At 75.2% G+C, this 23834-nt stretch carries 23 protein-coding genes and 1 riboswitch; of the genes, 14 read left to right on the top strand and 9 right to left on the bottom strand.

Features of this window, described 5'->3' with window-relative positions; genetic code table 11:
* The first annotated feature begins 60 nt into the window (after positions 1-60).
* Positions 61-1449, top strand: a complete 1389-nt coding sequence (locus tag IEV86_RS09435; protein ID WP_043609471.1) for a UTP--glucose-1-phosphate uridylyltransferase — start codon at positions 61-63, stop codon at positions 1447-1449.
* 151 nt (positions 1450-1600) lie between these two features.
* Here the strand turns inward: IEV86_RS09435 and IEV86_RS09430 are convergent, their stop codons facing one another.
* Positions 1601-2335: a GAF and ANTAR domain-containing protein gene (locus tag IEV86_RS09430; protein ID WP_043609468.1), complete on the bottom strand. Its 735-nt coding sequence runs from the start codon at positions 2333-2335 to the stop codon at positions 1601-1603.
* Positions 2336-2484: 149 nt separating this feature from the next.
* Between IEV86_RS09430 and IEV86_RS09425 the strand changes: the two genes are divergently transcribed.
* On the top strand, positions 2485-2844 hold the full coding sequence (locus IEV86_RS09425; protein ID WP_081978912.1) for an STAS domain-containing protein: 360 nt from the start codon (positions 2485-2487) through the stop codon (positions 2842-2844).
* A 62-nt stretch (positions 2845-2906) separates the two neighbouring features.
* Here the strand turns inward: IEV86_RS09425 and IEV86_RS09420 are convergent, their stop codons facing one another.
* The 3 genes from IEV86_RS09420 to IEV86_RS09410 all read right to left on the bottom strand — a co-directional run bounded on the left by IEV86_RS09420 (position 2907) and on the right by IEV86_RS09410 (position 5650).
* Positions 2907-3737 (bottom strand): ABC transporter permease, encoded by an 831-nt coding sequence (locus tag IEV86_RS09420; protein ID WP_043609462.1) that lies wholly within the window; start codon positions 3735-3737, stop codon positions 2907-2909.
* Positions 3734-4711, bottom strand: a complete 978-nt coding sequence (locus IEV86_RS09415; protein ID WP_043609458.1) for a daunorubicin resistance protein DrrA family ABC transporter ATP-binding protein — start codon at positions 4709-4711, stop codon at positions 3734-3736. The genes IEV86_RS09420 and IEV86_RS09415 overlap by 4 nt, the downstream gene beginning before the upstream one ends.
* Positions 4712-4864: 153 nt before the next feature.
* Positions 4865-5650, bottom strand: coding sequence for an AfsR/SARP family transcriptional regulator (locus tag IEV86_RS09410; protein ID WP_081978913.1), 786 nt, complete (start codon positions 5648-5650; stop codon positions 4865-4867).
* Positions 5651-6173: 523 nt separating this feature from the next.
* On the opposite strand from IEV86_RS09410, the gene IEV86_RS09405 reads away from it, so the two are divergent.
* From IEV86_RS09405 to IEV86_RS09380, 6 genes are read left to right on the top strand one after another with little or no spacing between them, the layout of a single operon-like run.
* Positions 6174-7715: a M15 family metallopeptidase gene (locus tag IEV86_RS09405; RefSeq protein ID WP_188484640.1), complete on the top strand. Its 1542-nt coding sequence runs from the start codon at positions 6174-6176 to the stop codon at positions 7713-7715.
* Positions 7715-8260 (top strand): hypothetical protein, encoded by a 546-nt coding sequence (locus IEV86_RS09400; protein WP_043607429.1) that lies wholly within the window; start codon positions 7715-7717, stop codon positions 8258-8260. The genes IEV86_RS09405 and IEV86_RS09400 overlap by 1 nt, the downstream gene beginning before the upstream one ends.
* Before the next feature lie 10 nt (positions 8261-8270).
* Positions 8271-9062 carry a hypothetical protein gene (locus tag IEV86_RS09395; protein ID WP_043607427.1) on the top strand — a complete coding sequence of 264 codons (792 nt, stop codon included), beginning with the start codon at positions 8271-8273 and terminating at the stop codon, positions 9060-9062.
* Position 9063: 1 nt separating this feature from the next.
* The gene (locus tag IEV86_RS09390) at positions 9064-9600 is read left to right on the top strand and encodes a hypothetical protein (RefSeq protein ID WP_043607425.1); all 537 of its coding nucleotides are present in this window, start codon (positions 9064-9066) and stop codon (positions 9598-9600) included.
* A gap of 21 nt (positions 9601-9621) precedes the next feature.
* Entirely contained in the window at positions 9622-11451 is a 1830-nt protein-coding gene (locus tag IEV86_RS09385; RefSeq protein ID WP_043607421.1) for a S8 family serine peptidase, read from the top strand.
* Positions 11452-11457: 6 nt separating this feature from the next.
* Entirely contained in the window at positions 11458-12795 is a 1338-nt protein-coding gene (locus IEV86_RS09380) for an OmpA family protein (protein WP_043607417.1), read from the top strand.
* A gap of 119 nt (positions 12796-12914) precedes the next feature.
* Here the strand turns inward: IEV86_RS09380 and IEV86_RS09375 are convergent, their stop codons facing one another.
* Positions 12915-13901 (bottom strand): aldo/keto reductase, encoded by a 987-nt coding sequence (locus IEV86_RS09375; protein ID WP_043607413.1) that lies wholly within the window; start codon positions 13899-13901, stop codon positions 12915-12917.
* 60 nt (positions 13902-13961) lie between these two features.
* On the opposite strand from IEV86_RS09375, the gene IEV86_RS09370 reads away from it, so the two are divergent.
* From IEV86_RS09370 to IEV86_RS09355, 4 genes are all read left to right on the top strand, one after another.
* A complete protein-coding gene (locus tag IEV86_RS09370) occupies positions 13962-14504 on the top strand; it encodes an SRPBCC family protein (RefSeq protein WP_052426280.1) in 543 nt (180 codons plus the stop codon).
* Between the two features lie 215 nt (positions 14505-14719).
* Complete coding sequence (ddaH, locus tag IEV86_RS09365; RefSeq protein WP_052426281.1) at positions 14720-15511, top strand: dimethylargininase; 792 nt, start codon at positions 14720-14722, stop codon at positions 15509-15511.
* Positions 15508-16770 carry an ornithine--oxo-acid transaminase gene (rocD, locus tag IEV86_RS09360; protein ID WP_043607410.1) on the top strand — a complete coding sequence of 421 codons (1263 nt, stop codon included), beginning with the start codon at positions 15508-15510 and terminating at the stop codon, positions 16768-16770. The genes ddaH and rocD overlap by 4 nt, the downstream gene beginning before the upstream one ends.
* Before the next feature lie 151 nt (positions 16771-16921).
* A complete protein-coding gene (locus IEV86_RS09355) occupies positions 16922-17419 on the top strand; it encodes an Lrp/AsnC family transcriptional regulator (RefSeq protein ID WP_043607409.1) in 498 nt (165 codons plus the stop codon).
* A gap of 9 nt (positions 17420-17428) precedes the next feature.
* On the opposite strand, the gene IEV86_RS09350 is transcribed toward IEV86_RS09355, so the two are convergent.
* From IEV86_RS09350 to IEV86_RS09335, 4 genes are all read right to left on the bottom strand, one after another.
* Positions 17429-18358: a universal stress protein gene (locus IEV86_RS09350; protein WP_043607407.1), complete on the bottom strand. Its 930-nt coding sequence runs from the start codon at positions 18356-18358 to the stop codon at positions 17429-17431.
* Positions 18359-18514: 156 nt separating this feature from the next.
* A complete protein-coding gene (locus tag IEV86_RS09345; protein ID WP_229734578.1) occupies positions 18515-19099 on the bottom strand; it encodes an HNH endonuclease in 585 nt (194 codons plus the stop codon).
* 248 nt (positions 19100-19347) lie between these two features.
* Positions 19348-20136: a C40 family peptidase gene (locus IEV86_RS09340; RefSeq protein ID WP_043607403.1), complete on the bottom strand. Its 789-nt coding sequence runs from the start codon at positions 20134-20136 to the stop codon at positions 19348-19350.
* Between the two features lie 2 nt (positions 20137-20138).
* Positions 20139-20320: riboswitch (cyclic di-AMP (ydaO/yuaA leader) on the bottom strand.
* 237 nt (positions 20321-20557) lie between these two features.
* Positions 20558-21319 (bottom strand): iron-dependent transcriptional repressor DtxR, encoded by a 762-nt coding sequence (locus IEV86_RS09335; protein WP_052426279.1) that lies wholly within the window; start codon positions 21317-21319, stop codon positions 20558-20560.
* An 89-nt stretch (positions 21320-21408) separates the two neighbouring features.
* Here IEV86_RS09335 and serC point away from each other — a divergent pair, with 89 nt between their 5' ends.
* Positions 21409-22539, top strand: coding sequence for a phosphoserine transaminase (gene serC, locus IEV86_RS09330; RefSeq protein ID WP_043607436.1), 1131 nt, complete (start codon positions 21409-21411; stop codon positions 22537-22539).
* Positions 22536-23825 carry an MFS transporter gene (locus IEV86_RS09325; protein WP_052426278.1) on the top strand — a complete coding sequence of 430 codons (1290 nt, stop codon included), beginning with the start codon at positions 22536-22538 and terminating at the stop codon, positions 23823-23825. Before serC ends, IEV86_RS09325 begins: the two co-directional genes overlap by 4 nt.
* The last annotated feature ends 9 nt before the right edge of the window (positions 23826-23834 follow it).

The following is a 23834-nucleotide window of genomic DNA, read 5'->3' as shown; positions in this document are numbered from 1 at the left end:
ACGGGGTCGACCGACCCGGGCATCTCGCCCATGTCGGACGCGCCCCCTACGATCCGTCCCATGACTGCTGACGGACTCGCCCGCGCCCGCCGCAAGATGACCGAGGCGGGTGTGGCCGCCACGGCGGTCGACGTGTTCGCCCGCTTCTACGGCCTCCTGGAGTCCGGCGAGACGGGCGTGATCGCCGAGTCCGACGTCGAGCCGCTGACCGACGTCCCGCACCTGGACGCGCTGACGGTCGACGACGACGCGGCGCTCGAGGCCCTCGCCGCGACGGCCGTCATCAAGCTCAACGGCGGCCTCGGGACCTCGATGGGCATGGACCGCGCGAAGTCGCTGCTGCGGGTCCGCGGTGACCGGACGTTCCTCGACGTCATCGCGCAGCAGGTGCTCGCGGCGCGCGCCGCGACCGGCGCCCGCCTGCCGCTGCTGCTCATGAACAGCTTCCGCACCCAGGAGGACACGCTCGCCGCGCTGGCGGGCTACGACGAGCTGCGCGTCGACGGCCTCCCGCTCGACTTCCTCCAGAACCGCGAGCCGAAGCTGCTCGTCGACGACCTGACGCCCGTCGAGTGGCCCGCCGACCCGTCGCTCGAGTGGTGCCCGCCCGGCCACGGCGACCTCTACACCGCGCTGCACGCCTCGGGCGCGCTGCAGGCCCTGCTGGACGCCGGGTTCCGGTACGCGACGGTCTCGAACTCGGACAACCTCGGCGCGGTGCCCGACGCGCGCATCGCGGGGTGGTTCGCGGCGAGCGGCGCACCCTTCGCGGCCGAGGTCGCGCGACGCACGCCCGCCGACCGCAAGGGCGGTCACCTCGTCCGGCGGGCGGCGGACGGCCGGATCGTGCTCCGCGAGACCGCGCAGACGCTCCCCGAGGACGCCGACGCCGCGGCGGACATCGCCCGGCACCCGTACTTCAACACGAACAACCTGTGGCTCGACCTGCATGCGCTCGCCGCCGAGCTCGACCGCACGGGTGGCGTGCTCGAGCTGCCGCTCATCCGCAACGAGAAGACGGTCGACCCGACCGACTCGTCGTCCCCGACGGTCGTCCAGATCGAGTCCGCGATGGGCGCCGCGATCGAGGTCTTCGACGGCGCCGCGGTGCTCGAGGTCGACCGCTCGCGCTTCCTGCCCGTCAAGACCACGAACGACCTGCTCGTGCTGCGCTCGGACGTGTACGCCGTCGACGACGCGCACCGCCTCGTCGCCCAGGTCGATGCCCCGCTCGTGACCCTCGACAGCGGGCACTACAAGACGATCGACGCCTTCGAGGCCCGCCTCCCGCACACGCCGTCGCTGCGCGCGGCGTCCTCGCTCACCGTCGAGGGCGACTGGACGTTCGGGCGCGACGTCGTCGTCGAGGGCCAGGCGCGGCTGGCCGACCAGGGCGCGCCCGCCGCGGTCCCCGATGGTGCGCGGGTCGTGGCCGACGGCATCGCCTGACGGACCGGCAGGCACGTCGCGGCCGGTGCCCCCTCCCGGCTCCGGTGGCGATCCGTCGAGTCGTTCCTAGTCTGTGCAGTACCGCGCGGCGCCGGGGTCATCCCCCAGCGCCGCGCGTGTCATGTCCGGCCCCGCGCGTGCCATGTCCGGATCAGACCGACGCGGTCCCGGTGTCGAAGTGCCCAGACGTGGGCGGTTGCCCCGTCGTGGTCGTGACGAGCTCGGCCGCGACGTCGGCGAGCTTGCGGTTCTGACGCTGACTCGCCGTCCTGAGCAGCGCGAACGCCTCGGCCGACGTGCACCGCTCGCGGCCCATGATGATCCCGAGCGCCTGGTCGATCGTGCTGCGCGACTGCATCGCGGTGTGCAGCTGGTCCACGAGCGCCGTCTGCTCGGCGCTGCGCATCGCGACGGCCAGCACGACCTGCGCCCGGTCGGCGAACGCGCGCAGCTGGTCGGCGAGGTCCCCGTCGAACGCGTGGGGCTCGCGCGCGTAGGAGTTGAGCGCGCCGACGGTGCGGCCGCGCGCGACGAGCGGAAGCGACAGGCTGCTCAGCACGCCTCGTTCGACGGCGAGGGCCGGGTACGGGGTCCACCGCGACTCGACCGACATGTCCTCCGCGTACACGACGTCGCCGCCGCGCATGGCCTGCAGGCACGGTCCCCGGTCGAGGCCGAACTGCAGCTCGTCGAGCGCGTAGGCGACCTCGTTGCTCGACGCGACCGTGATCTCCGCGCCGCGCATGCGCGCCATCACGCCGCACGCGGCGAGCACCGGGCTGAGGTCCTGGGCGAGCCGCGCGACCCCGTCGAGGTGCTCCTCGGCCTCGGCCGTCGCGAGCACCAGGTCCAGGAGGGCCGCGTCGAATCCCTCGGTGGTGGTCATGGCAGCTCCCTGTCGTCCGAGCGGAACACGTCGACCCCCGGCGGTCAGGCTACCCGCGCCTCCCGTGGGGTACCGTGATCGCGGGTTGGGGACACAGCCCTCGGATCGGCGACCCGTCGCCGCGTCAGTCCACGAGAGGTCCCCACCGCATGTCGATCTCCCAGCACCCTCCTTCGCCCTCCCGCGGCGAGGACGAGCCACCCGCCGCCCCCGGCGTCGGCATGGCGGTCGACCCGGTCACGGGCGTCCTGCACCTCACGGGCGAGCTCGACGCGGAGTCCGGCCCCACGCTCCTCTCGGACCTCGTCCGGCACGCGGTCGAGGCGCGCGACGTCGTCGTCGACGCGAGCGGGCTGACCTTCGTCGACCACACGGCGGTCCAGGCTCTCCTGCACGCCCGACGGGCCGCCGAGGCCGCGGGTGGCGGCCTCGTCGTCGTCGGCGCGAGCGACGTGCTCACCTGGCTCGCGCACGAGTGCGGCGCGGGAGACCTCCTCGGGACGGAGTGAGCCGGGCCGTCCGGCGCCGAGCAGACCTCCCGGCGTGACGCCCCCGCCGCCCCGGCCGTCCCTCAGCTGCGCCGGCGGTAGGCGAGCATCGTCAGCGGCCCGAACACCGCGACCAGGCCCGCGCTGATGAGCAGCACCGCGAGGACGTCGCCGCCGACGTCGGTCCCGCCGTGGATGAGCCCCCGCATCGCGGAGACGAGGGTCGTCACGGGGTTGACCTGGACGAACCCCTCGAGCCACCCCGGCAGCGTCTCGGGCGCGACGAAGACGTTGCTCACGAAGGTCACCGGGAACATGACCATGTTGCCGATCCCCAGCAGCGCGTTGTCGGAGCGCACCACGAGCCCCAGCAGCGTCCAGATCCACGACAGCGCGAACGAGAACACGAGCAGCAGCGCGAGCGCCTGCACCACACCGACGACGCCCGCCCCCGGCCGGAAGCCCAGCGCGAGGCCGAGCCCGAGGATCACGAGCGACGCGAGCGTGTAGCGCACGGCGTCGGCGAGCAGCGGCCCGACGATGGTCGCGGGACGCCAGATCGGCAGCGAGCGGAACCGGTCGTCGATCCCGCGGTGGATGTCGCGGTTGAGGTTGAGGCCCGTGTAGAGCGTGATCCACGTGACGGTCATGACGAGGATCCCCGGCAGGACCTGCTGCAGGTACGCCCCGGTCGACCCGGCGAGCGCCCCGCCGAACAGGTACGTGAACATGAGCAGGAAGATCACGGGGAACGCCGTCACGTCGAACAGCTGCTCGGGCACGTGCTTGATCTTGAGCATCGCGCGCCACCAGAACGTGCCCGACGTCGAGACGGGCCCGGGACGGGGCGGCCGCTCGCCCGAGAGGACGCTGCGGACGGCGCCCGGGTCGAGGTGCGTGTCGGTGGTGGTCATGCTGCACCCGCTTCCTGGGTCACGTCCGGATCCCCTTCCGCCGGGCGCCCCGTGAGCGCCAGGAACACCTCGTCGAGGCTCGGCTGGCCGAGCGCGAACGTGACGACCTCGATCCGCTCGCGCGCGAGCTCCGCGAGCGCACGCCCCACCGCGTCGGCGTCGGTGACGACCGCGCTCAGCGCCGCGGGGTCGGGCTCGAGGTGCACGGGGGCGTCCAGCACGCGACGCAGCAGCTCCTGAGCCCGGAGCCGCTCGGTGGGCACCGCGAGCCGCACGTGCAGCGCACCGCTGCCGACGGAGGCCTTGAGCTGTCCGCTCGTGCCCTCGGCGATGACCTTGCCCCGGTCGATCACGGCGATGCGCTCCGCGAGCTGGTCCGCCTCGTCGAGGTACTGCGTCGTGAGCAGCACCGTCGTCCCCGCGGCGACGAGCTCGCGCACGATGTCCCACACCTGGTTGCGGCTGCGGGGGTCGAGCCCCGTGGTGGGCTCGTCGAGGAAGATGAGGTCGGGCGTGACGATGATGCTCGCGGCGATGTCGATCCGCCGCCGCATGCCGCCCGAGAACTTCTTCACCTGCCGGTCGGCCGCGTCGGCGAGCCCGAACGCGGCGAGCAGCTCGTCCGCCCGCGCGCGTGCGGCCGGCCGCGTGAACCCCCACAGCCGGCTGAGCAGCACGAGGTTCTCGCGGCCCGTGAGGTCCTCGTCGACCGACGCGAACTGACCCGTCATGCTCACCATGCCGCGAACGGTCGCCGCGTCCTCGACGACGTCGTGCCCGAAGACCCGTGCGCGACCCGCCGTCGGGGTGACCAGGGTCGCGAGCATGCGCAGGAACGTCGTCTTGCCCGCCCCGTTGGGACCGAGCACCCCGTAGACCGCCGCGGCGGGCACGGTGAGGTCGATGCCGTCGACCGCCCGCGTCGCGCCGTAGTGCCGTACGAGGCCCTCCGCCTCGACCGCCGCGTGTGCCATGCGCCCTCCGCCCTCGCGTCGCCGTGCGCCGTCGGCGCACGCCCTCCTCTACCGACCTCCGCCGGGCGCAGGACTCATCGGGGGCGTCGGCCCGGAGCCGTGCTGCCCGGGCCGGGCGGGGTTGGCCCAGCGGGCCGCGGCTCGGTCCGCTCGTCAGCGTGCGCGGTGGCCGTTCGGCGGGGCGAGCGGCCGCTCGAGCGGTCGGGGCCGGACGAGCCCGGGTGCGGCCACGCCGAGCATCTGCTGGAGCGACAGGGTCGGCTCGAGGCCGACCTCGGCGAGGATCGTGGTCCGGTAGGAGCGGTACCGGTCGAGCGCCTCGGCGACGTTCCCCTCGCTCAGGTGCACCTCGATGACGGCGCGCTGGGCGCTCTCACGCAGCGGTTCGAGCTGCACCGCGGCGAGCGCCGCGAGCATCGCGGCGCCGGGCAGCCCGCGCCGCACGAGCTCGTGCGCCGAGAGCTCGAGCGCGTGCAGCCGGAGCTGACGGTCCCGCTCGCGCTCGGCGAGCACCCAGTCCTCGTACCAGCCGGGCAGCAGCTCGAGCGCGTGCAGGTTCGTCAGCAGCGCGTCGGTCGGCACGGCACCCGCGTCGCGCAGGACGTCGAGCGCGAGCGCCTGCGCGCGGTGCACGTCGACGTCGACGTCGGCGCCGATCGTGAGCACGTCGCCGCCCTGCACGAGCAGACCCGGGCAGGCACGACGGACCTGCCACAGGCACGTGCGCAGGTTGGCGTGCGCACGCGTCTCGCCGACGTCGGGCCACAGCTCGCCCGCGAGCACCGCACGCGCGTGGCGCCGCAGCAGCGCGACGCGCGCGACGAGCCGCTGCGCGGCGGGCGGGAGGACGACGTCGCGCGCGCCGTGCCACAGCTGGAAGCCCCCGAGCAGCCGCACGGCAGGGGGATCACGGAGCGGTGCGGCCGGCGTCGTCGACATGAGCACGGAACCCTCCCCCGTCGGGTGCGACGCACCACGTCGAGCCCCGGCACCGTCGCTCGTCCAGTGTTCACCCCCGGCGACGACCGGGACAAGACGTGCGGGAGGACGCGAACCCGCGCGCGACCGCGAACGACGGCGACGCACCGCCGCACCGCACGCGACGACGTCGTGACGACGTGCGCCGCGGCACGACATCGTCACGCACGTCCCGTGCGGCGCGTCGTGCACGGACACGCACGGCGCACGACCGACGACGACGGGACGTTGACGCCGGCACGACGACGTGCGCGCACACGACCGACACGCGCACCGCGCCCGCGCGACACACGCTGGCCGTGCGACGCACGCGCGGACCACGCGCACCTGCGCCGCACGACCACGCCACCGCTCGCGCACGGCGACGCGGTCACCACGAAGCCCCGCACGACGACGCACGCGTGCGCGACGCGGCGACCACGGTGCAGCGCCTACGGTCGCGGCCACGGCACGTGCAGCCCGTGCTCTCGACGAGGAGGGTCACATGGACACCGGTGCGCTCGACGGCGTCCCGCTCGCGACCTGGGGTGGTGACGAGTCGGCGGGGTGGGGCGACGACGAGCCCGCCGAGTGGGGCGAGGACGAGGCCGACGAGTCGCTCACCCCCGACGCCCCCGCGTGGACGACCGAACCCGGCTGGGTCGGCGGCCCCACGGACGAGCCGTCGCGCACGGTCGGTGAGGGGTACGGCGAGGGGTACGGCGCGCACGACGGCGACGCCGGCGCGTGGCTCGCGGGTGAGCCCGTCGCGGACGACGACGTCGGGGACGGCGGTGGGGCCGGCTGGACGGGTGAGTCCGTCGGCGACGACCCGTTCGGCGACGACGAGAGCGAGTTCCTGCCCGCGCTCGCGGCGATCATCCCCGCCGTCATCAGCGCCGCACCCGCCATCATCAGCGCGGTCCAGCAGCTGACGAAGCCGCGACCCGCACCCCGACCGGCGCCACCGCCCGCCGCGGCCCCGCGCCCGGTGCCGGCCCCCGCGCCGCGCCCCGCGCCCGCGCCCGCACCTCGGCCCGCGCCCGCCCCCCGGCCTGCGCCGACGCCCGTGCGGATCGTCGTGCCGTCGCGGCCCACGCCGACGCCCGCGCCCACCGGCGGCGACGCCACCGCCGACCTGCTGCGCCGGCTCACCGAGCTGCTCCCGCAGGTCGTGCAGGTCGTCCAGGCGGCGACGGCACGCGAGTCCGCGGAGGGCGTCGGTCACCACGAGCACGTGCGCAGCCACGTCGGCGAGCAGGCAGCCGGACGGACCGAGCGCACGAGCGAGCGTGCGGGCGAGCGCACGGGCGCGCGCATGACGGAGCGCGCCGCCGAGCACACCAGCGAGCACACCGCGGAGCGGTCGCCGTCGGAGGGTGCCGAGGACGCCGAGGCGTCCGACGGCCCCGCGACCGGACGCGGTCCCCCGCAGCCCCCGGCGACCGACCTGACGACGGACCCGACGACCGGCCCACGCGTCCTGCGCCCTGCCCCCACAGCCGGCGCGACCGACCTCGTGCCCCTGCCCGACCGGTCGGCGCTCAACGTGGGCGTGAGCCCGTGCCCGACGAGCCTCCTCGTCAGCCGCTTCGGGCCGCCGCGTGACCTCGTCAGCGACGAGTGCCGTGCCCTCGCGTCACCGTGGTGGGAGAGCCGGATGGTGACGGGGCAGGTCGGGACGGCACGCGCGCGCGGGCACCGCCTCGCGGTCGAGCTCTTCGGCCGGGCGTTCACCGCGCTCGCGGAGGTCGACCCCGAGCTGCACGCCCGCGTCGGGTCCACCGGGATGCTCTGCGTGCGCCACGTGCGCGGACGTCCCGAGGTCCTGAGCAACCACGCGCTCGGTCTCGCGCTCGACGTGACCCTCGACGGGACCGTCGACATCCGCGGCGACGACCAGGTCCAGCGAGGCCTCGTCACGCTGCACGACGTCCTCGCCCCGTTCGGCATCTTCTGGGGCGCCGGCACCAGACCGGAGGACGCCATCCACTTCGAGGTCGGTGCCGAGGTCGTGCACCGCTGGCTCGACGAGGGGATCTTCTGATGACGACCGACACCGAGCTCCTGCTCCGGCTCGCCGCGCAGCGCGCGGGGTTCACCGAGAGCCAGCTCGACGCGCTGCGCCGCCGCGACTACGCGACGCTCCTCGCCGAGCGCGCGGCCGCCCCGCCGCAGCCCGACCCGTTCGACGACCCGCACGCCGGGACGACGGACGCCGCGTACCTCGGCGCGTCCGGCGCGACGGTCGCTCCCGACCAGGACGCCGCGCGCAGCGCGCGCCTCGAGGCGGACCTGGCGCGCGTGTCGCAGCGCCTCGCCGTCGTGCGCACGCAGCGTGACGCGGCGCTCCGGCTGCTGCGGCAGCTCGCCGACCGCCTCGGCTGCTGCCCGCAGTGCTGGGGCACGGACGCGACCTGCGGGACGTGCGGCGGCCGCGGCTCACCCGGCCACTTCCCGACCGACCCGGGCCTGCTCGACTGGCTCGCTCCTGCGCTCGCCGCCTCGGACGCGGCGCGCCCACCGACCGACGACGCGTCGCGCGCACGGAGCGCGCCCACGGCACCGGCCGCACCGATCAGCCCCACCTGAGGAGACGGACATGACGACGTTGGACGACCTGATGGACGAGTCGGAGCTCTTCGACGAGTCCGAGAACCTTCCCGACTGGGACGAGGGCGCGGAGTTCATCCCCGGCCTCGGCGCGCTCGTGCCCCAGCTCGGCTTCCTCGACCCCATCGGGGCCGGCATCAAGGCGGTGGGCAACGCGCTCAAGCCGCCTGCCCGTCCCGCCGCACCGCGCGTCAACGTCGCGCCCGCGCGCGGCGTCAACACCGCAACCGTGCAGACGCCGCGCGGTCAGGCGTCGGTGCAGCTCCAGACGCCCGTGGTGCACAAGGACGAGTTCAACGCCGCGGTCGGTCGCCTCCAGGCGGCCGTCAACGCGGACTCGGCGCGCATCAACACGCTGCAGAAGGACCTGCAGACGCTCGGGGCACGCGTCGGGACCGTCGTCGGCGAGACGCAGGCGGCGATCGCGAGGAACCGCACCGAGCAGCAGGTCGCGACGCGCAAGCTGCGCATGGAGACCGCGGCCCAGCTGCGCCGGCTGCGCGCCGACCAGCAGCAGGCGCAGACCATGAGCATGGTCATGAGCATGATGCTGCAGTCCAGGCAGCAGGAGCGGTTCGACGCCCACACCCACACGTCGGCCGCCGCGGGCTCCGCGACGACCACGCCCACGGGCGCCGGGTCCGACGACGACAGCTCGAGCTTGATGCTGCCGCTGATGTTCATGATGATGCCGCAGCAGTCGAGCGGGTCGGGGGGCGGCTCGAGCGGCCCCGACATGTCCATGCTCATGATGATGATGGCCATGTCAGGGGGTTTCTGAGATGAGCATGCTCCCGCTCGTCGCGCTCATGTCGGTGCCCAAGAGCCGCCGACGCAAGCTCCTCCCGATCGCCCTGCCGGCGGTCGCGGGCGTCCCCGCGGCCGCGGCCGGTGCGGTGGCCGTCGTCACGGCCGACAGCGTCACCTCGGGCGAACGTGCGGCCGCCGCGGCCGACGCGACCTCGGCCGTGACCGCCGTCCTGACGGCCGCCGTCGCGCACGGCGCCGAGCTCGAGGCCGACGACCTCAAGCACGTGCCGCTCGCGCACCAGGTCGTCACGCAGAACCCGGCGATCCTCTCCCCGGTCGACGCCGGGATCACCGCCCAGCAGGTCCGGAACCTGACGCAGCGCCTCACGAAGCTCGAGAAGGAGCTCGCGTCGAAGGACCAGGAGACGGCCGCCGCCCCGGCCCGGTCCCCGGCACGCCGTCGCACCACCCGGACGACGTCCAGGGCGGGAGCGGCCGCACCCGCGCAGGGCGGCGGTGGCGGTGACGGTGGCGGTGACGGCGGTGGTGGCGACGGCGGCGGCGGCTGACCACCGCGGCCCGGTCCTGCCATGACCGTCACCTTCGACCCGCACCTGCACCAGCTCCTCCTCGAGGAGCAGGAGCGGCACCCGGGCGCGTCGCCCCGACGCGTGGGCGTCATCGCCCGGGTGAGCGGGCCGGACGTCGAGGTGCCCGGCCTCGACGTCGTGGTCCGCGCGGGGACGGTCGTCACGGGGCGGATGGACGTCGACGCCGTCGAGCGCGTGCGGCTGCACCCGGGGGTGCTCAGCCTCAAGCGCTCGCACCAGTACCTGCCGCACGACGTCGTCGTCGTCCCGCCGCCGCGCGTCACCCGGACGTCCCCGCCGGCCGCCCCGGCGCCGGACGGGCCCGCCCCAGCACCCCTGCGCGCGCGCCCGGGCGACGGCCCCGACCTCCCGCCGCTCGCGTGGACGGGCCGGGGCGTCGTCGTCGGCATGCTCGACTGGGGCTTCGACGTCGCGCACGCGGACCTGCGCGACGACGACGGGCGCACGCGCTTCCTCGCCGTGTGGGACCAGCGCGGGGGGCGCACGTCGACGAGCCCCGAGCCGTACGGCTACGGACGCGAGCTCGACGCCGCGACGATCGACGCCGCGCTCGCGACGCCCGACCCGTACGGCGCGCTGTGGTACCACCCGGCCGAGGTCGACCCGCTGGGTCACGGCACGCACGGGATGCACACGCTCGGCATCGCGTGCGGCGGTGGGCGCGCACCGGGGTCCGTCCCGGGGCTCGCGCCCGGCGCGCGCGTCGTCGCGGTGCACCTGCGTGGCGACGACACGCAGCCCGGCGACACGCTCGCGGACTCGGTCCGCATCCTCGAAGGCATCGACTACGTGTTCCGCACCGCGGGCGACGCGCCCGTCGTGCTCAACATGAGCCTCGGACGCTGCGGCGGGCCGCACGACGCGTCACCGCTCATCGTGCGCGCGATCGACACGATGCTCGAGACGCCGGGACGTCAGGTGGTCTGCTCGGCGGGCAACTACTTCGCGAGCGCGCAGCACCGCAGCGCGCAGCTCGCCGACGGCGCGACCGTCGAGTGGGCGTGGACGCTGCTGCCTCCCGTGCTCGACGAGGCCGAGCTCGAGGTCTGGTACCCGGCGTCCGACGAGCTCACGGCCGAGCTGCTCGCACCCGACGGCACACTCGTGGCGCGCGTCGGACCCGGCGAGGAGCGCGTCGCGCGCACGGACGGCCGCGTCGTCGTGTCGGCGTTCCACCGCCGCGCGGACCCCGGTAACGGCGACCACGTCGTGGACCTGTTCATCTGGCCGGGTGCGCCGGTCGGTACGTGGCGCGTCCGGCTCGTCGCGGGCACGGTGCGCGACGGCGAGGTGCACGGCTGGGTCGAGCGCGTGCACCGGGGGCGGCAGAGCGTGCTCGCCGACGCCGACCCGCTCTTCACCACCAACACGCTGTGCAACGGCCGCCGGACGCTCGCCGTCGCGGCCTACGACCACCGGACGCCGACGCCGCAGCCGGGACCGTTCAGCAGCGCGGGCCCGGCCCGCGACCTGCACCCCAAGCCCGACGTCGCCGCGCCCGGCGTCGCCATCACGTCGTCGCGGTCCGCGGTGCGCCTCAACGGGCACGAGCTGCGCGACGGCCTCACGACCATGACCGGCACGAGCATGGCGGCGCCGCACGTCACGGGAGCCGTCGCGCTCCTGCTCGAGGCCGCCGGCCGGCCGCTGTGCTCGGACGAGATCACGCACCTCGTGCGCAGCACCGCACGCGCTGCGCCGTTCCCGCCCGAGCGCGTCGGCCACGGCCTGCTCGACGTCGACGCCGCCCTGGCCGCGCTCGCGGCCGCGAACCCGCCCGCCCCTGCACCCGAACCCTCGACGAGGTGAACCACCATGGATGACGACTTCCTGACCGGCGACTCCGAGGACGCGGTCGCCTGGCTGACCGGCGCGCCCCTGCGCCCCTCGGCAGGGACCCTGTCCACGCGACGCGCACCCGGCCTGCGCGGCGTCCCCACGGAGGCGGCCGTCGCGGCGCTCGAGGCGGTGCCCTCGATGCTCGAGGCCCTCCCGGCGCTCCTCGCCGCCGCGGTCGGTCGGACCGGGTCCGGCTGGGAGAGCACGTCGACCGCGTCGTGGCCGGGCAGCGAGGCGGCACCCTCGTGGGAGGGCGCCGAGGCCGAGCAGGGCTGGGACGGCGCGACGGGCGAGGACCCGCTCCCGGCGCCGGAGACGTGGGAGTACCTCGAGCCCGGCTGGGACGTCGAGGGCGCCGAGGACCTCGGGTCCGAGGCCGAGGCGGGGTTCATCGCCGTCGCGGGCGTGCTCATCCCGGCGGCCGAGCTGGGACTCGGCATCTTCGACCGGCTCCAGCAGCACGTCTTCAACGGCTCGTTCCAGGTGACGTCGACGCCCGCGACGTACATCCACAACCCGAGCCCGACCGGGCTCGCGGTGCAGCGGCGCACGTTCCGGTTCCCCGTGACGGCCCACCACCCGCGGTACTTCATCGACACCCAGACGTTCTGGTTCGACGTGACGCTCGAGTACGACGGGTTCAACGTCCGCCGGGTGTCCGTCACGGAGGACCGGGGCCGGTCGAGCTCGCTCGTCTCGTCGACCTTCTCGATCACGTTCACGCCGTCGGCGTACACGCCGTCCAACGAGCCCGTGTCCGCGGTCGCCTACTCGATCAGCGGTCGGTGGGACCCGGTCGGCTCGGGCGACGAGTCGTTCAGCGGACGCTTCGTCGTCGACGCGGCCGGACGGCTCACCGGGCTGCAGGTCTCCTCCGGGCAGGGCTGGGTGCGCGCCGGCGCGCTCACGCAGTCCGGCGGCGGCCCCGTCCCCCGCCCGACGACGGCGCGCCACGTCACGACCGTCCACTTCGACCCCGCGGGGAGCGCGACCCTCACGCAGGACAAGATCCGGCACGTCCACTCGTGGTTCACGTCCCTGCCCAGCGCGGTGCAGGCCGAGGTCCGCCGCGGCGCGCAGACCATCCGGGCGACCGGGCGCGCGTCGACGACCGGGACCGTGCAGCAGAACCAGGCCCTCGCGCGGCGCCGCGCGGACGCCGTCGCGCGCGTGCTGCGCGACCTCGCCGGGACCAGCGCACGCGTCGACGTCGAGGTGCACGGCGAGCTCGGCGCCCGCACGCCCGACGCCCAGGAGGCGCCCGGCGAGCGGAGGGTCGACCTCGAGGTCGCCTACCAGGTGTACCAGCTGTAGAGCCCGGCTCGGGCCCCGGGTCCGAGCCCGTCCGGCCGCGCGACCTGCCCCGCGCGCCCGGGCGCACGACGGGCCGGCCACCGCCTCGGCGGTGACCGGCCCGTCGCGCACGCCTCAGGTCACCAGCGGCCGTGCACGTGCTCCCGGATGCGCTCGTCGTACACGCGGCGCAGCGCGTCCTGCTGCTCGTCGGTCAACGGAGCGAGGTCCGCGGCCGCCGCGTTCGCACGCGCCTGGTCGGGCCGGCTCGCACCCGGGATGACCGTCGTGACCCCCGGCTGGTCGATGATCCAGCGCAGTGCGAGCTGGGCCGTGGTCGCGCCCTCGGGGGTCTGCGCCGCGACCTCGCGGGCCGCCGCGACGCCCACGTCGTACGGCACGCCCGCGAACGTCTCGCCGACGTCGAAGGCCTCGCCGTGGCGGTTGAACGTCCGGTGGTCGTTCTCCGCGAACGTCGTCGACTCGTCGTACTTGCCCGACAGCAGCCCGCTCGCGAGCGGGACGCGCGCGATGATGCCGACGCCCGCCTCCGCGGCGGCGGGCAGCACCTCCTCGAGCGGCTTGCGACGGAACACGTTGAGGATGATCTGCACGCTCGCGACGTTCGGCCGCGCGATCGCGGTGAGCGCCTCGTCGACCGTCTCGACCGAGACGCCGTACGCGGCGATGCGCTTCTCCTCGACGAGCGTGTCGAGCGCGTCGAACACCTCGTCGCTCGAGAAGACCGGCGTGGGCGGGCAGTGCAGCTGCACCAGGTCGAGCGTGTCGACGCCGAGGTTCTCGCGCGAGCGGTCGGTCCAGCCACGGAACGCGTCCAGCGTGAACGCCTCGGGCACGTGCGGGTTCGCGCGGCGGCCCATCTTGGTCGCGACGACGAGGCCCGCGTCGGGCCGCTGCGCGAGGAGCCGGCCGACGAAGCGCTCGGAGCGCCCGTCGCCGTACACGTCGGCGGTGTCGAGGAACGTCACCCCCGCGTCCACCGCGGCGTCGAGGATGGCCATCGCCTGCTCCTCGCCCACCTCGCCCCAGTCGGCGCCCAGCTGCCAGCAGCCGAGCCCCACCACGCTCACGTCACGTCCGGTCCGTCCCAGCACTCGCGTCTCCATGGCGCCCGACGCTACTACCGCCCGCCTGCTCGTTCCTGCCGCTCGGGCTACCGTGATCCGGTGACCGGACAGGCAGCGACGACGACCGACGCCGCGGCGCGCCACGTGCCCCAGCGGCGGCCCGCCGTGGCCCGTCGCGTCCTGCCGCTCGCGGCCGAGGACGCGTGGACGCTCCTGACGGACATGCGCAACCACGCGCGCTGGATCCCCCTGACGAGGATCGACGCGCCGGCCTCGCTGCCCGTCGGGGCGCGCTTCACCGCCGTGAGCGGCCCGTTCGCGACGCGCGGCGCGCCCGGCTTCCCGGACACCATGGAGGTCGTGCTCGCGGTCCCGCCGCACACCGACCCGCACGGCCCGGGCACGACCGGCGAGGTCACCTACCGCAAGATCGGGCCCGTGCTGCACGGCACCGCGAGCCTCGTCGTCCGTCCCCTCGGCGACGACGCGTGCGAGGTGCGCTGGGAGGAGCGCGTCCACCTGCGCGGTCTGCCGCCCGCCCTCACCGCCCCGCTCCTGCGGCCCGTGCTGGCCGCGATGGTCGCGTTCGCGCTCCGCCGGGTCGCCGCCGAGGTCGGCGGTCAGGGGCGCGCCGACCGCTGACGACGGGCCGCGCAACGATCCGCCGCCGGAGGTCCGATCGACGCAACGAACCGTGCGCTGACACGCATCGTTGCCGTGCGGGCGCCTGGGCCTTCCGGCCCTAGCCTCGTGGGAGCCCCGCCGTACGGTGCCGCCGCACCGAGACGCGACCGCACCCCCACCGACCTCCCGGAGGACCCGTGACGACCCGCACCGCCACCCCGCGCCGCTACCTCATGTGCCGGCCGGAGCACTACACGGTCAGCTACGAGATCAACCCGTGGATGGACGTGACGCGGTACACCGACCGCGACCTGGCGCTGCAGCAGTGGGAGGTGCTCTACCGCACCTACCTCGACTGGGGTCACACCGTCGACCTGATCGACCCGGTCCCCGGCCTCCCGGACATGGTCTACGCCGCCAACGGCGCGACCGTCGTCGACGGCGTCGTGTACTCGGCGCGGTTCCGCTACGCCGAGCGCGCCCCCGAGGGCCCCGCGTACCAGAAGTGGTTCGCCGACCACGGCTTCGTGACGCACACCGCGGCCGAGATCAACGAGGGCGAGGGCGACATCCTCATGGTCGGCGACGTGCTCCTCGCCGGGAGCGGCTTCCGCACCGACCGGGCGTCGCACCGCGAGCTCGCCGACCTGACGGGTCGCGAGGTCGTGAGCCTCGAGCTCGTCAACGGGCACTACTACCACCTGGACACCGCGCTCGCGGTGCTCGACAGCGACCCGGCGCACCCGCTGATCGCGTACTACCCCGGCGGGTTCTCCGAGGAGTCGCAGCGCGTGCTCGCCGAGCGCTACCCCGACGCGATCATCGCGACCGACCGCGACGCCGAGGCGCTCGGCCTCAACGCGGTCTCGGACGGCCGCCGCGTCGTCGTCGCCCCGGGCGCGACCGACCTCGCCGTCGAGCTGCGCAACCGTGGCTTCGAGCCGCACGCCGTCGACACGAGCGAGCTCCTCAAGGGCGGCGGCGGCGCCAAGTGCTGCACGCTGGAGATCCGGGAGGTCCGGTGACCGCAGCCCTCGAGGACCTCACGGGCCCGCCGACCACCCCGGCGGACACCGCCTCACCGGACTCGCACCTCGCGAACAACTACCACCCGCTCCCGGTCGTCCTGACGTCGGGCGAGGGCGCCTGGGTCGAGGACTCCACCGGCCGCCGGTACCTCGACCTGCTGTCGGGGTACTCGGCGCTGAACTTCGGCCACCGGCACCCCGCGCTCGTCGCCGCGGCGCGCGCGCAGCTCGACCGGCTCACGCTCGTCTCGCGCGCGTTCGACCACGAGCTGCTCGCGCCGTTCGCGGACGGCCTCGCCGCGCTCGTCGGCCCGCTGCTCGCGGCGCCCGACGGCGTCCTGGTGCTCCCCATGAACACCGGCGCCGAGGCCGTCGAGACGGCGATCAAGACGGTCCGCAAGTGGGGTTACGAGGTCAAGGGCGTGCCCGCGGACTCGGCCACGATCGTCGTCGCGGCGGACAACTTCCACGGCCGCACCACGACCATCGTGTCCTTCTCGACCGACGACGACGCCCGCAGCGGGTTCGGTCCCTTCACGCCGGGCTTCCGCGTGGTCCCGTTCGGCGACGCCGACGCGATCGCCGCGGCGATCGACGAGACGACGGTCGCGGTGCTCCTCGAGCCCGTCCAGGGTGAGGCGGGCGTCGTCGTCCCGCCCGACGACTACCTGCCCGCGGTCCGCGCGCTGTGCGACGCGAACGACGTCCTGCTCGTCGCCGACGAGATCCAGTCCGGCCTCGGCCGCACGGGCACGACGCTCGCGTGCGAGCGCGTCGGGGTCCGCCCCGACCTGGTCACGCTCGGCAAGGCCCTCGGCGGCGGCGTCGTCCCCGTGAGCGCCGTCGTCGGTCGACGCGACGTCCTCGCGGTGCTCACGCCCGGTACGCACGGCTCGACGTTCGGCGGCAACCCGCTCGCGTGCGCCGTCGGCCTCGCGGTCGTGGAGCTGCTGCGCACGGGCGAGCACCAGGAGCGCGCGGCGCGCCTCGGTGCGCACCTCGGACGGCGCCTCGACGCGATGGTGTCGGAGGGTCTGCTCGTAACCGCACGGACCGTCGGGCTGTGGGCGGGCGTCGACGTCGACCCCGCGCGCGGCACCGGCCGCCAGGTCAGCGAGCGGCTGCTCGAGCGCGGCGTCCTGGTCAAGGACACCCACGGGCAGACCGTCCGCATCGCGCCCCCGCTCGTCATCACGCAGCAGGACCTCGACCACGCGCTGGACGAGCTGGCCGAGGTCCTCCGCGACGCGCGCTGACGCCGCGACACCCGGCGAGCCGCACGACACCGCAGGCCGGCGCCTCCCCCGGCGCGGGGCCTGCGTCGTGCCCGAGGGGCGCTCGGCCCGTCCTCGGCGCGGGTGCGCGGGCCTGCGCGGCGGCCGGGCCGGTCTCGGGCATGCTGAGCGCATGGCGGACGCCCTGGACCGGATCGACCTGGCGATCCTCGACCACCTCGCCGCCGACGCGCGGACGAGCTTCGCCGTCATCGGCGCCCGCGTGAACCTGTCCGCACCCGCGGTCAAGCGGCGCGTCGACCGGCTCCGGGCCAGCGGCGTCATCGACCGGTTCACGGTCCGGCTCGACCCGGCCGCGCTCGGCTGGGCGACCGAGGCCTTCGTCGAGGTGTACTGCACCGGGTCCACGAGCCCGACGACGATGCGCGAGGCGTTCGAGCGCTACCCCGAGGTCGTCGCGGCGAGCACCGTCACGGGTGAGGCGGACGCACTCGTCCAGATCCGCGCGCACGACGTCCGGCACCTCGAGGGCGTCGTCGAGCGCATCAACTCCGAGCCGTTCGTCGTCCGCACGCGCTCGACCATCGCGCTCACGCCGCTCGTGCGGCGCCCCGACACCCCGCCGCGGTCGGCGGCCGGCACGCCGTCGGTCGAGGGTTCGCCCGCCTGAGCGTCCGCGCTACCGCCCGACCGACGTCGGCGACCACTCGTCGTCGCGCGACGGGGCACGCACGACCATCACGGGACACACGGAGTGGTGCAGCACCGCCTGGCTCGTCGAGCCGAGCAGGAGCCCCGCGAACCCGCCCCGGCCCCGCGAGCCCACGACGACCAGGTCGACCGCCGTCGAGAACTCCGTCAGCAGAGCGGCACCCGTCCCGTCGAGCACGTGCCGGCGGACCTGCAGGTCCGGGTGGGCCAGGAGCGCCCGGTCGACGACGACGTCGAGCCCCTCGGCGACGTCGCGCAGCACCTGCTCGTGGTCGACCGACGCAGGCAGCCACGCGAGCAGGCCCGCACCCGTGCCGACCGGGACGGCCGCGAGCGCCGTCAGCTCGGCGCCCCAGACGACCGCCTCCTGGATCGCGCGCTCGAGCGCGGCCTCGGCGGCCGGTGAGCCGTCGACCCCGACCACGACGCGTCGCACCGGGCGCACACCCTGGTCGACGCTGTCGCCGCGCGACGGCACGACGACCGTCGGGCAGTGCGCGTGCGCCGGCAGCGCCGACGACACCGTGCCGAGGAGCCGCTCCGCGAACCCACCGCGGCCCCGCGTGCCGACGACCGCGAGCGCCGCGCCGCGCGAGAGCTCGACGAGGACCGCGGCGGCGTCGCCCGACGCGACGTCGGACGTCACGGCGACCCCGCGCCCCTCGGCGCGCACCTGCGCCTCGTCGAGGACCGCGCGGGCGCCCTGCTGGATCGCGGTGTCGTCGAGGGCCGCGTAGCCGCCGTCGAGCGCCGAGGTGCTGAACGACGGGATCGTGTACGAGCACACCAGGTGCAACCGGTGCCCGTGGACCCGTGCGTACTCGGTCGCCCAGTCGAGCGCGTTCAGGCTCGGTGCCGAACCGTCCACGCCCACGAGCACCACGTCGTCGTGCGTCATCGTCGCTCCCCTCACCGGCCGTGCTGACCGACCGTGCTGCCGCCCGTGCGCCGTGCGGCCCGTCACGACCAGTCTGCCCGTCCGGAGACCCCCGTGGGGCGATCCGCCTGGTGGGACCGTGCCCAACCGCGCGACGGGTCGGCCTGCGTCACCCGCTCAGGCGACGAGGTAGGCCGCCCACGACGGGTGCGGCCGCACCGCCGCCGCGAGGAGCGCGGCCGAGCCGCGCGGGTCCGCGGGCGGCTGGAGCAGCGTCCAGCCGATCTCCGACAGGAGGCGGTCGGCCTTGCGGTGGTTGCAGCGCGAGCAGGCGGCGACGACGTTGGTCCACACGTGCTGCCCGCCGCGCGACCGGGGGTGCACGTGGTCGACCGTGTCGGCCGACCCCGCGCAGTACGCGCAGCGGTGCCCGTCACGCGCGAGCACCGCACGACGCGTCGGCGTGACGGACCGCCGGTACGGCACGTGGACGTACCGCGTCAGGCACAGCACGTGCGGGACCGGCAGCTGCATGCGCTCCGAGCGCAGGACGTGCCCGTCGGACTCGAGGACGACGGCCTTGCCGTTGAGGACGAGCGCGACCGCACGGTGCACGCCGACGACGCACAACGGCTCACGGCTCGCGTTGAGGACGAGCGCTCGGGGCAGACCGCCGGGCTCCGGTGCGACCGTCTCGGGGAACGGCCGGCGGTCGAGGTGCACGCCGACGGCGGTGGTGGGTCTCTCGGTCGTCCTCAGCACGGCAGCCTCCGGGACCAGGCACGGGGACCTGACCGGCTGCCAGGTCCCTCTGGTGGAGCAGCGGTGCCAGCGTAACGGGCGAACCCGCGTGCGTGGCCCCGTGGCGCGCACATGATCGTGACGGCAGCGCATCGGGGCGGTGAACAGGTCGCTCCGACGGCGCCGCCCGCGAGCCGGGCGGCACGCGCGCGAGCCCGGACGCACGAGAGCCCCGGACCGCGCGGTCCGGGGCTCTCGGGGCGTGCGGCTCAGCCGACGCGGATGAAGATGGGGTTGCTCTGCCAGATGTTGCGGAACTGGACCGTCTTGCCCGGGCGGGGCGAGTCGATCTGCGTGTTGCCGCCGGCGTAGATGCCGATGTGGCCGGGCGTCCAGATCAGGTCGCCGGGCTGCGCCTGGTCACGCGAGACGACGGTGCCCGCGTAGCGCTGGTCGGCCGAGCTGCGCGGGAGGGAGATCCCGAGCTGCGCGTAGACGTACGAGGTGAAGCCCGAGCAGTCGAAGCCGTCGGGCGTCGTGCCGCCGTAGACGTACGGGACGCCGACGTAGCGCGACGCGATCTCGATGACCGCGCTGCCCACGGCGCTGGCGGGCACCTCGGCGGCAGGCGCGGGGGCGGCCTCCGCGACGGGTGCGCGCTCGGTCGAGCGCGACGCCGACGAGCTGCGGGCGGGAGCCGGCTCAGGCTCGGGCTCGGGCTCGGGCTCGGGGTCGGCGACGACCGAGATGGTCGGCGTCTCGACGGTCCAGGCGGCCTCGGCGGGAACCGTGACGACCGGCGACGTCGCGAGCGCGGCCCGCGCCTCGGCCGTGAGGGCGGTGACGTCGACGGCGGGCAGGGCGCCCGCGGGGTTCTCGGCCGGGGCGGCCGAGGCCGGCAGGGCCATCGTGACGACCAGGCCGGAGGACGCGGCGACGACGGCGGACCGACGGCCCACGGTCGCGAGCGAGCACGTCGCGGCGGTGGCCAGGTCGTCCAGGGGCGTGATAGGTCGGCGGGCCGCGCGGTGGCGGGCACGCTGCGAAGTTGCGGTCACTCGGAACCTCTCCGTACGCCTGCGAGGTGAGCTGTCGGGTTCGGGTGGGAGATCACCCGGCCTCGTCGGCGTCCGCGGACGCTCCCGAGGCTTCACCCCGAGGACACCGTCACCGGTGCCCGTGGTGGTTCCCCCGCTGCTGCCGTGTGGGTCGTGAGGGGACCTCGATCGGCGGCAGCACTCGGCGATCCGATCAAGGGCTTCACGGAGGAGGGTTCCGGGAAGCACCGCGAATGTACCCGAGCCGCCACCGGGATGTCACGCTCCGGTCACGGCGGTGCGACGCATGTCTCAGATCAGTCACGGCGCGCACCCCGTCGAGCGGGGTGCGCACGGGACCTCGGTCCCGGTCGGCGGGCCTCTCGGCCACGTCCCGGGGCCAGACCTCGGCGGCGGGCAGAGCCCTCCCGGCCGTGCCGGCTCAGACCTCGGCTGCGGGCAGCAGGGAAGCCTCGGCCGGGTCGCCGGCCGCGCCGTCGGCCGCTGTGGCGACCCCGACGAAGACGTGCCGCGCGATGTCGTCCGGCAGGTCGAGCACGAGCTCGGCGCCGTCGGCACCGACCGTGACCATCCCGGCACCCGTCTCGACGCGCACCGTCGCACCCGGGAGCACACCGGCCTGCGCGAGGCGCTCGAGCAGCTCGACGTCGGTCTGGAGCGGCTCGCCGAGCCGCTGCACGACGACCTCGCCGCGTCCGGGCGAACGCCGCGCGTGCTCCACGAGCGACACGACGCCGTCGAGGAAGCCCTCGGACGCCATGTGCTCGCCGAGCTCGCCGAGGCCCGGGATCGGGTTGCCGTACGGCGAGTGCTGGGGGTGGTTGAGCAGCTCGACGAGGCGCCGCTCGACCCGGTCGCTCATCACGTGCTCCCAGCGGCACGCCTCGTCGTGGACGTACTGCCAGTCCAGGCCGATGACGTCCGTCAGGAGCCGCTCGGCCAGGCGGTGCTTGCGCATGACCCGCGTCGCCTTGAGCAGCCCCTGCTCGGTCAGCTCGAGGTGGCGGTCCCCGCTGACGACGACGAGCCCGTCGCGCGCCATCCGCGCGACCGTCTGCGACACGGTCGGACCCGAGTGGCCCAGACGCTCGGCGATGCGGGCGCGCAGGGGGACGATCCCCTCCTCGCTCAGCTCGTAGATCGTCCGCAGGTACATCTCGGTCGTGTCGATGAGGTCGCTCACGTGGCGCTCCGTCCTTCCGCTGCCGTCGGCCCCCAGGTTACGTGGCCACCGGCACGGGGTCCCGCGTCGCCCGCCCTACAGTGGTCGCCGTGCCCGACGCGAGCGACATCGTCATCCCCTCCCCCCTGCTCCCCGTGGACGGCCGGTTCGGCTCCGGACCCTCCAAGGTGCGCCCGGCCCAGGTCGAGGCGCTCGCGTCCGTCGGCCGGAGCCTGCTCGGCACGTCCCACCGCCAGGCACCGGTCCGCTCGCTCGTGCGCCGCGTGCGCGCGGGCGTCGCGGACCTCCTGGGCGCGCCGGACGGCTACGAGGTCGTCCTCGGCAACGGCGGCTCGACGGCGTTCTGGGACGTCGCGACCCTGGGCCTCGTGCGCGACCGCGCCCAGCTGTGCTCGTTCGGCGAGTTCGGCGGGAAGCTCGCCACCGCCGTCGCGCGCGCGCCGTTCCTCGCCGAGCCGACCGTGCGCACGGCAGCCCCGGGCGGGCTCGTGCTCCCCGAGGCCGAGGCGGGCGTCGACACGTACGCGTGGCCCCAGAACGAGACGTCGACCGGCGTCGCCGCGCCGGTGCGTCGTCCCGAGGGCGCCGACGACGACGCGATCGTGCTCGTCGACGCGACGTCGGCCGCGGGCGGCCTGCCCGTGGACCTGTCGCAGACCGACGCGTACTACTTCGCACCACAGAAGTCCTTCGCGTCCGACGGCGGCCTGTGGCTCGCGGTGCTCTCGCCCGCGGCCGTCGAGCGCGCCGAGTCGATCGCCGCGACGGACCGCTGGATCCCCGAGTTCCTCTCGCTGACGACGGCGCTGACCAGCTCGCGCGCCGACCAGACGCTCAACACGCCCGCGATCGCGACGCTCGTGCTCCTCGCCGAGCAGCTCGACTGGCTGCTCGACCACGGCGGCCTGCCCTGGGCGACCGCGCGCACCGCGCAGTCGGCCGCGCACGTGTACGGGTGGGCCGAGTCGCGCGCGTGGGCGACGCCGTTCGTCGCCGACCCGTCCGCGCGGAGCCAGGTCGTCGCGACGATCGACCTCGACGAGCGCGTCGACGCCCCGACGGTCTGCGCCGTCCTGCGTCGCAACGGCGTCGTCGACGTCGAGCCGTACCGCCGCCTCGGCCGCAACCAGATCCGCATCGCGATGTTCCCCGCGGTCGACCCCGCCGACGTGCAGTCGCTCACGGCGTGCGTCGACCACGTCGTCGAGCGCCTCGCGTGACCGCGGCGGCGGACGACCGCACGTCCCGGACGGGTCTGCGCCGGGACCGCCTCACGCTCACGCTCTACGGCACGTTCATCACGTGGGGCTGGTTCCTCTACGGGTTCTCCCCCGCGATGCCGCTCATCGCCGAGGAGCAGGGCGTCTCGCGCGCCGTCGCGGGCCTGCACGGGACCGCGATGGCCGTGGGCACGGTCGTCGCCGGGCTGGTGTCGTCCGAGCTCGCCATCCGCCTGGGCCGGCGCACGCAGGTCGCGCTCGGCGCGGTCGTGTGCGGTGTCGGGCTCGTCGCGCTGCTGCTCGGCCCGTCGATCGCGTGGACCCTGCCGGCCGTGGTCGTGACGGCCGTGGGCGGCAACTTCCTCATCTCGGCCGCGCAGCCCGCGCTCGCTCTGCACCACGGCCGCAACGGTGCCGCCGCGGTGACCGAGGCGAACGCCTCGGGCTCGGGCGTCGGCCTGCTCGCGCCCCTCGTCGTCGGCGCGACCGTCGCGGCGGGCTGGACGTGGCGGCCCGCGGTCGCCGTCGTGCTGGGCCTCGCCGCCGCGGTCGTGCTGCTCGTGCTGCGGCTCCCCGCGACGGGCGCCCTCGGGCGCGGCGTGCGTGCGACGCCCGCCGCCGCTGTCGCGGGACCCGGTGCCGCCGTGGCCGCCGTGAGCACCGGGCGGCGCACCCGGGTGCGCGCGGGCGCCGGCTTCGGTCGCACGTTCTGGCTGTTCTGGGGCGCGATGCTGTGCGGCGTCGCGATCGAGTTCGCGACGACGTTCTGGGCTGCCGACCTCGTCGTGTCCCGCACGGGTGCGGGCCCGTCGGTCGCGACGGCGACGATCTCCGCGCTCGTCGCGGGCATGACCGCGTCACGGCTCGTCCTCGGCCCGCTGTCGATGCGCAAGGCCCCTGAGAAGCTGCTCCTCGGCGCGTACGGCGTCGCCGCGGTCGGCTTCGCCGTCCTGTGGACGGCGACGTCCCCCGCGGTCGCGGTCGCCGGACTCGTGCTCGCCGGGCTCGGGTACGGCGCGCACTACCCGCTCGCGGTCGCGCTCGTCCTGCGGGAGTCGAACGGACGCCCCGACCAGGCCCAGGCGACGTCGACGGTCGGGACCGGGATGGCGGTCGCCGTCGCGCCGTTCCTGCTCGGGGCGCTCGCCGACGCGTTCGGCTCGCACCGCGCGTTCCTGCTCGTCGCCGGACTGCTCGTCGCCGGCGGGGTGCTCGTCGCGCTCGGCGTGCGCTCGGTGAGCCGCGACCGGTCGACGGCGCCGGTCGGCGGCCCCACCGCCTCCTGACGCCGGGCG

This window comes from Cellulomonas carbonis (assembly GCF_014636275.1).
GTDB classification, from domain to species: domain Bacteria; phylum Actinomycetota; class Actinomycetes; order Actinomycetales; family Cellulomonadaceae; genus Actinotalea; species Actinotalea carbonis.
Note: the sequence above shows the minus strand (reverse complement) of the source record. Positions and strands in the feature narration are given on the sequence as shown.

Bases quoted from the DNA above. Each gene is read 5' to 3' on its own strand.
- ddaH (WP_052426281.1), top strand. From the start codon at position 14,720: ATGTGCCGGCCGGAGCACTACACGGTCAGCTACGAGATCAACCCGTGG.
- IEV86_RS09410 (WP_081978913.1), bottom strand. From the start codon at position 5,650: ATGTCGACGACGCCGGCCGCACCGCTCCGTGATCCCCCTGCCGTGCGG.
- IEV86_RS09385 (WP_043607421.1), top strand. From the start codon at position 9,622: ATGACCGTCACCTTCGACCCGCACCTGCACCAGCTCCTCCTCGAGGAG.
- IEV86_RS09415 (WP_043609458.1), bottom strand. From the start codon at position 4,711: ATGGCACACGCGGCGGTCGAGGCGGAGGGCCTCGTACGGCACTACGGC.
- IEV86_RS09430 (WP_043609468.1), bottom strand. From the start codon at position 2,335: ATGACCACCACCGAGGGATTCGACGCGGCCCTCCTGGACCTGGTGCTC.
- IEV86_RS09355 (WP_043607409.1), top strand. From the start codon at position 16,922: ATGGCGGACGCCCTGGACCGGATCGACCTGGCGATCCTCGACCACCTC.
- IEV86_RS09395 (WP_043607427.1), top strand. From the start codon at position 8,271: ATGACGACGTTGGACGACCTGATGGACGAGTCGGAGCTCTTCGACGAG.
- IEV86_RS09390 (WP_043607425.1), top strand. From the start codon at position 9,064: ATGAGCATGCTCCCGCTCGTCGCGCTCATGTCGGTGCCCAAGAGCCGC.
- IEV86_RS09405 (WP_188484640.1), top strand. From the start codon at position 6,174: ATGGACACCGGTGCGCTCGACGGCGTCCCGCTCGCGACCTGGGGTGGT.
- IEV86_RS09400 (WP_043607429.1), top strand. From the start codon at position 7,715: ATGACGACCGACACCGAGCTCCTGCTCCGGCTCGCCGCGCAGCGCGCG.
- IEV86_RS09380 (WP_043607417.1), top strand. From the start codon at position 11,458: ATGGATGACGACTTCCTGACCGGCGACTCCGAGGACGCGGTCGCCTGG.
- IEV86_RS09375 (WP_043607413.1), bottom strand. From the start codon at position 13,901: ATGGAGACGCGAGTGCTGGGACGGACCGGACGTGACGTGAGCGTGGTG.
- IEV86_RS09435 (WP_043609471.1), top strand. From the start codon at position 61: ATGACTGCTGACGGACTCGCCCGCGCCCGCCGCAAGATGACCGAGGCG.
- IEV86_RS09420 (WP_043609462.1), bottom strand. From the start codon at position 3,737: ATGACCACCACCGACACGCACCTCGACCCGGGCGCCGTCCGCAGCGTC.
- IEV86_RS09425 (WP_081978912.1), top strand. From the start codon at position 2,485: ATGTCGATCTCCCAGCACCCTCCTTCGCCCTCCCGCGGCGAGGACGAG.
- IEV86_RS09350 (WP_043607407.1), bottom strand. From the start codon at position 18,358: ATGACGCACGACGACGTGGTGCTCGTGGGCGTGGACGGTTCGGCACCG.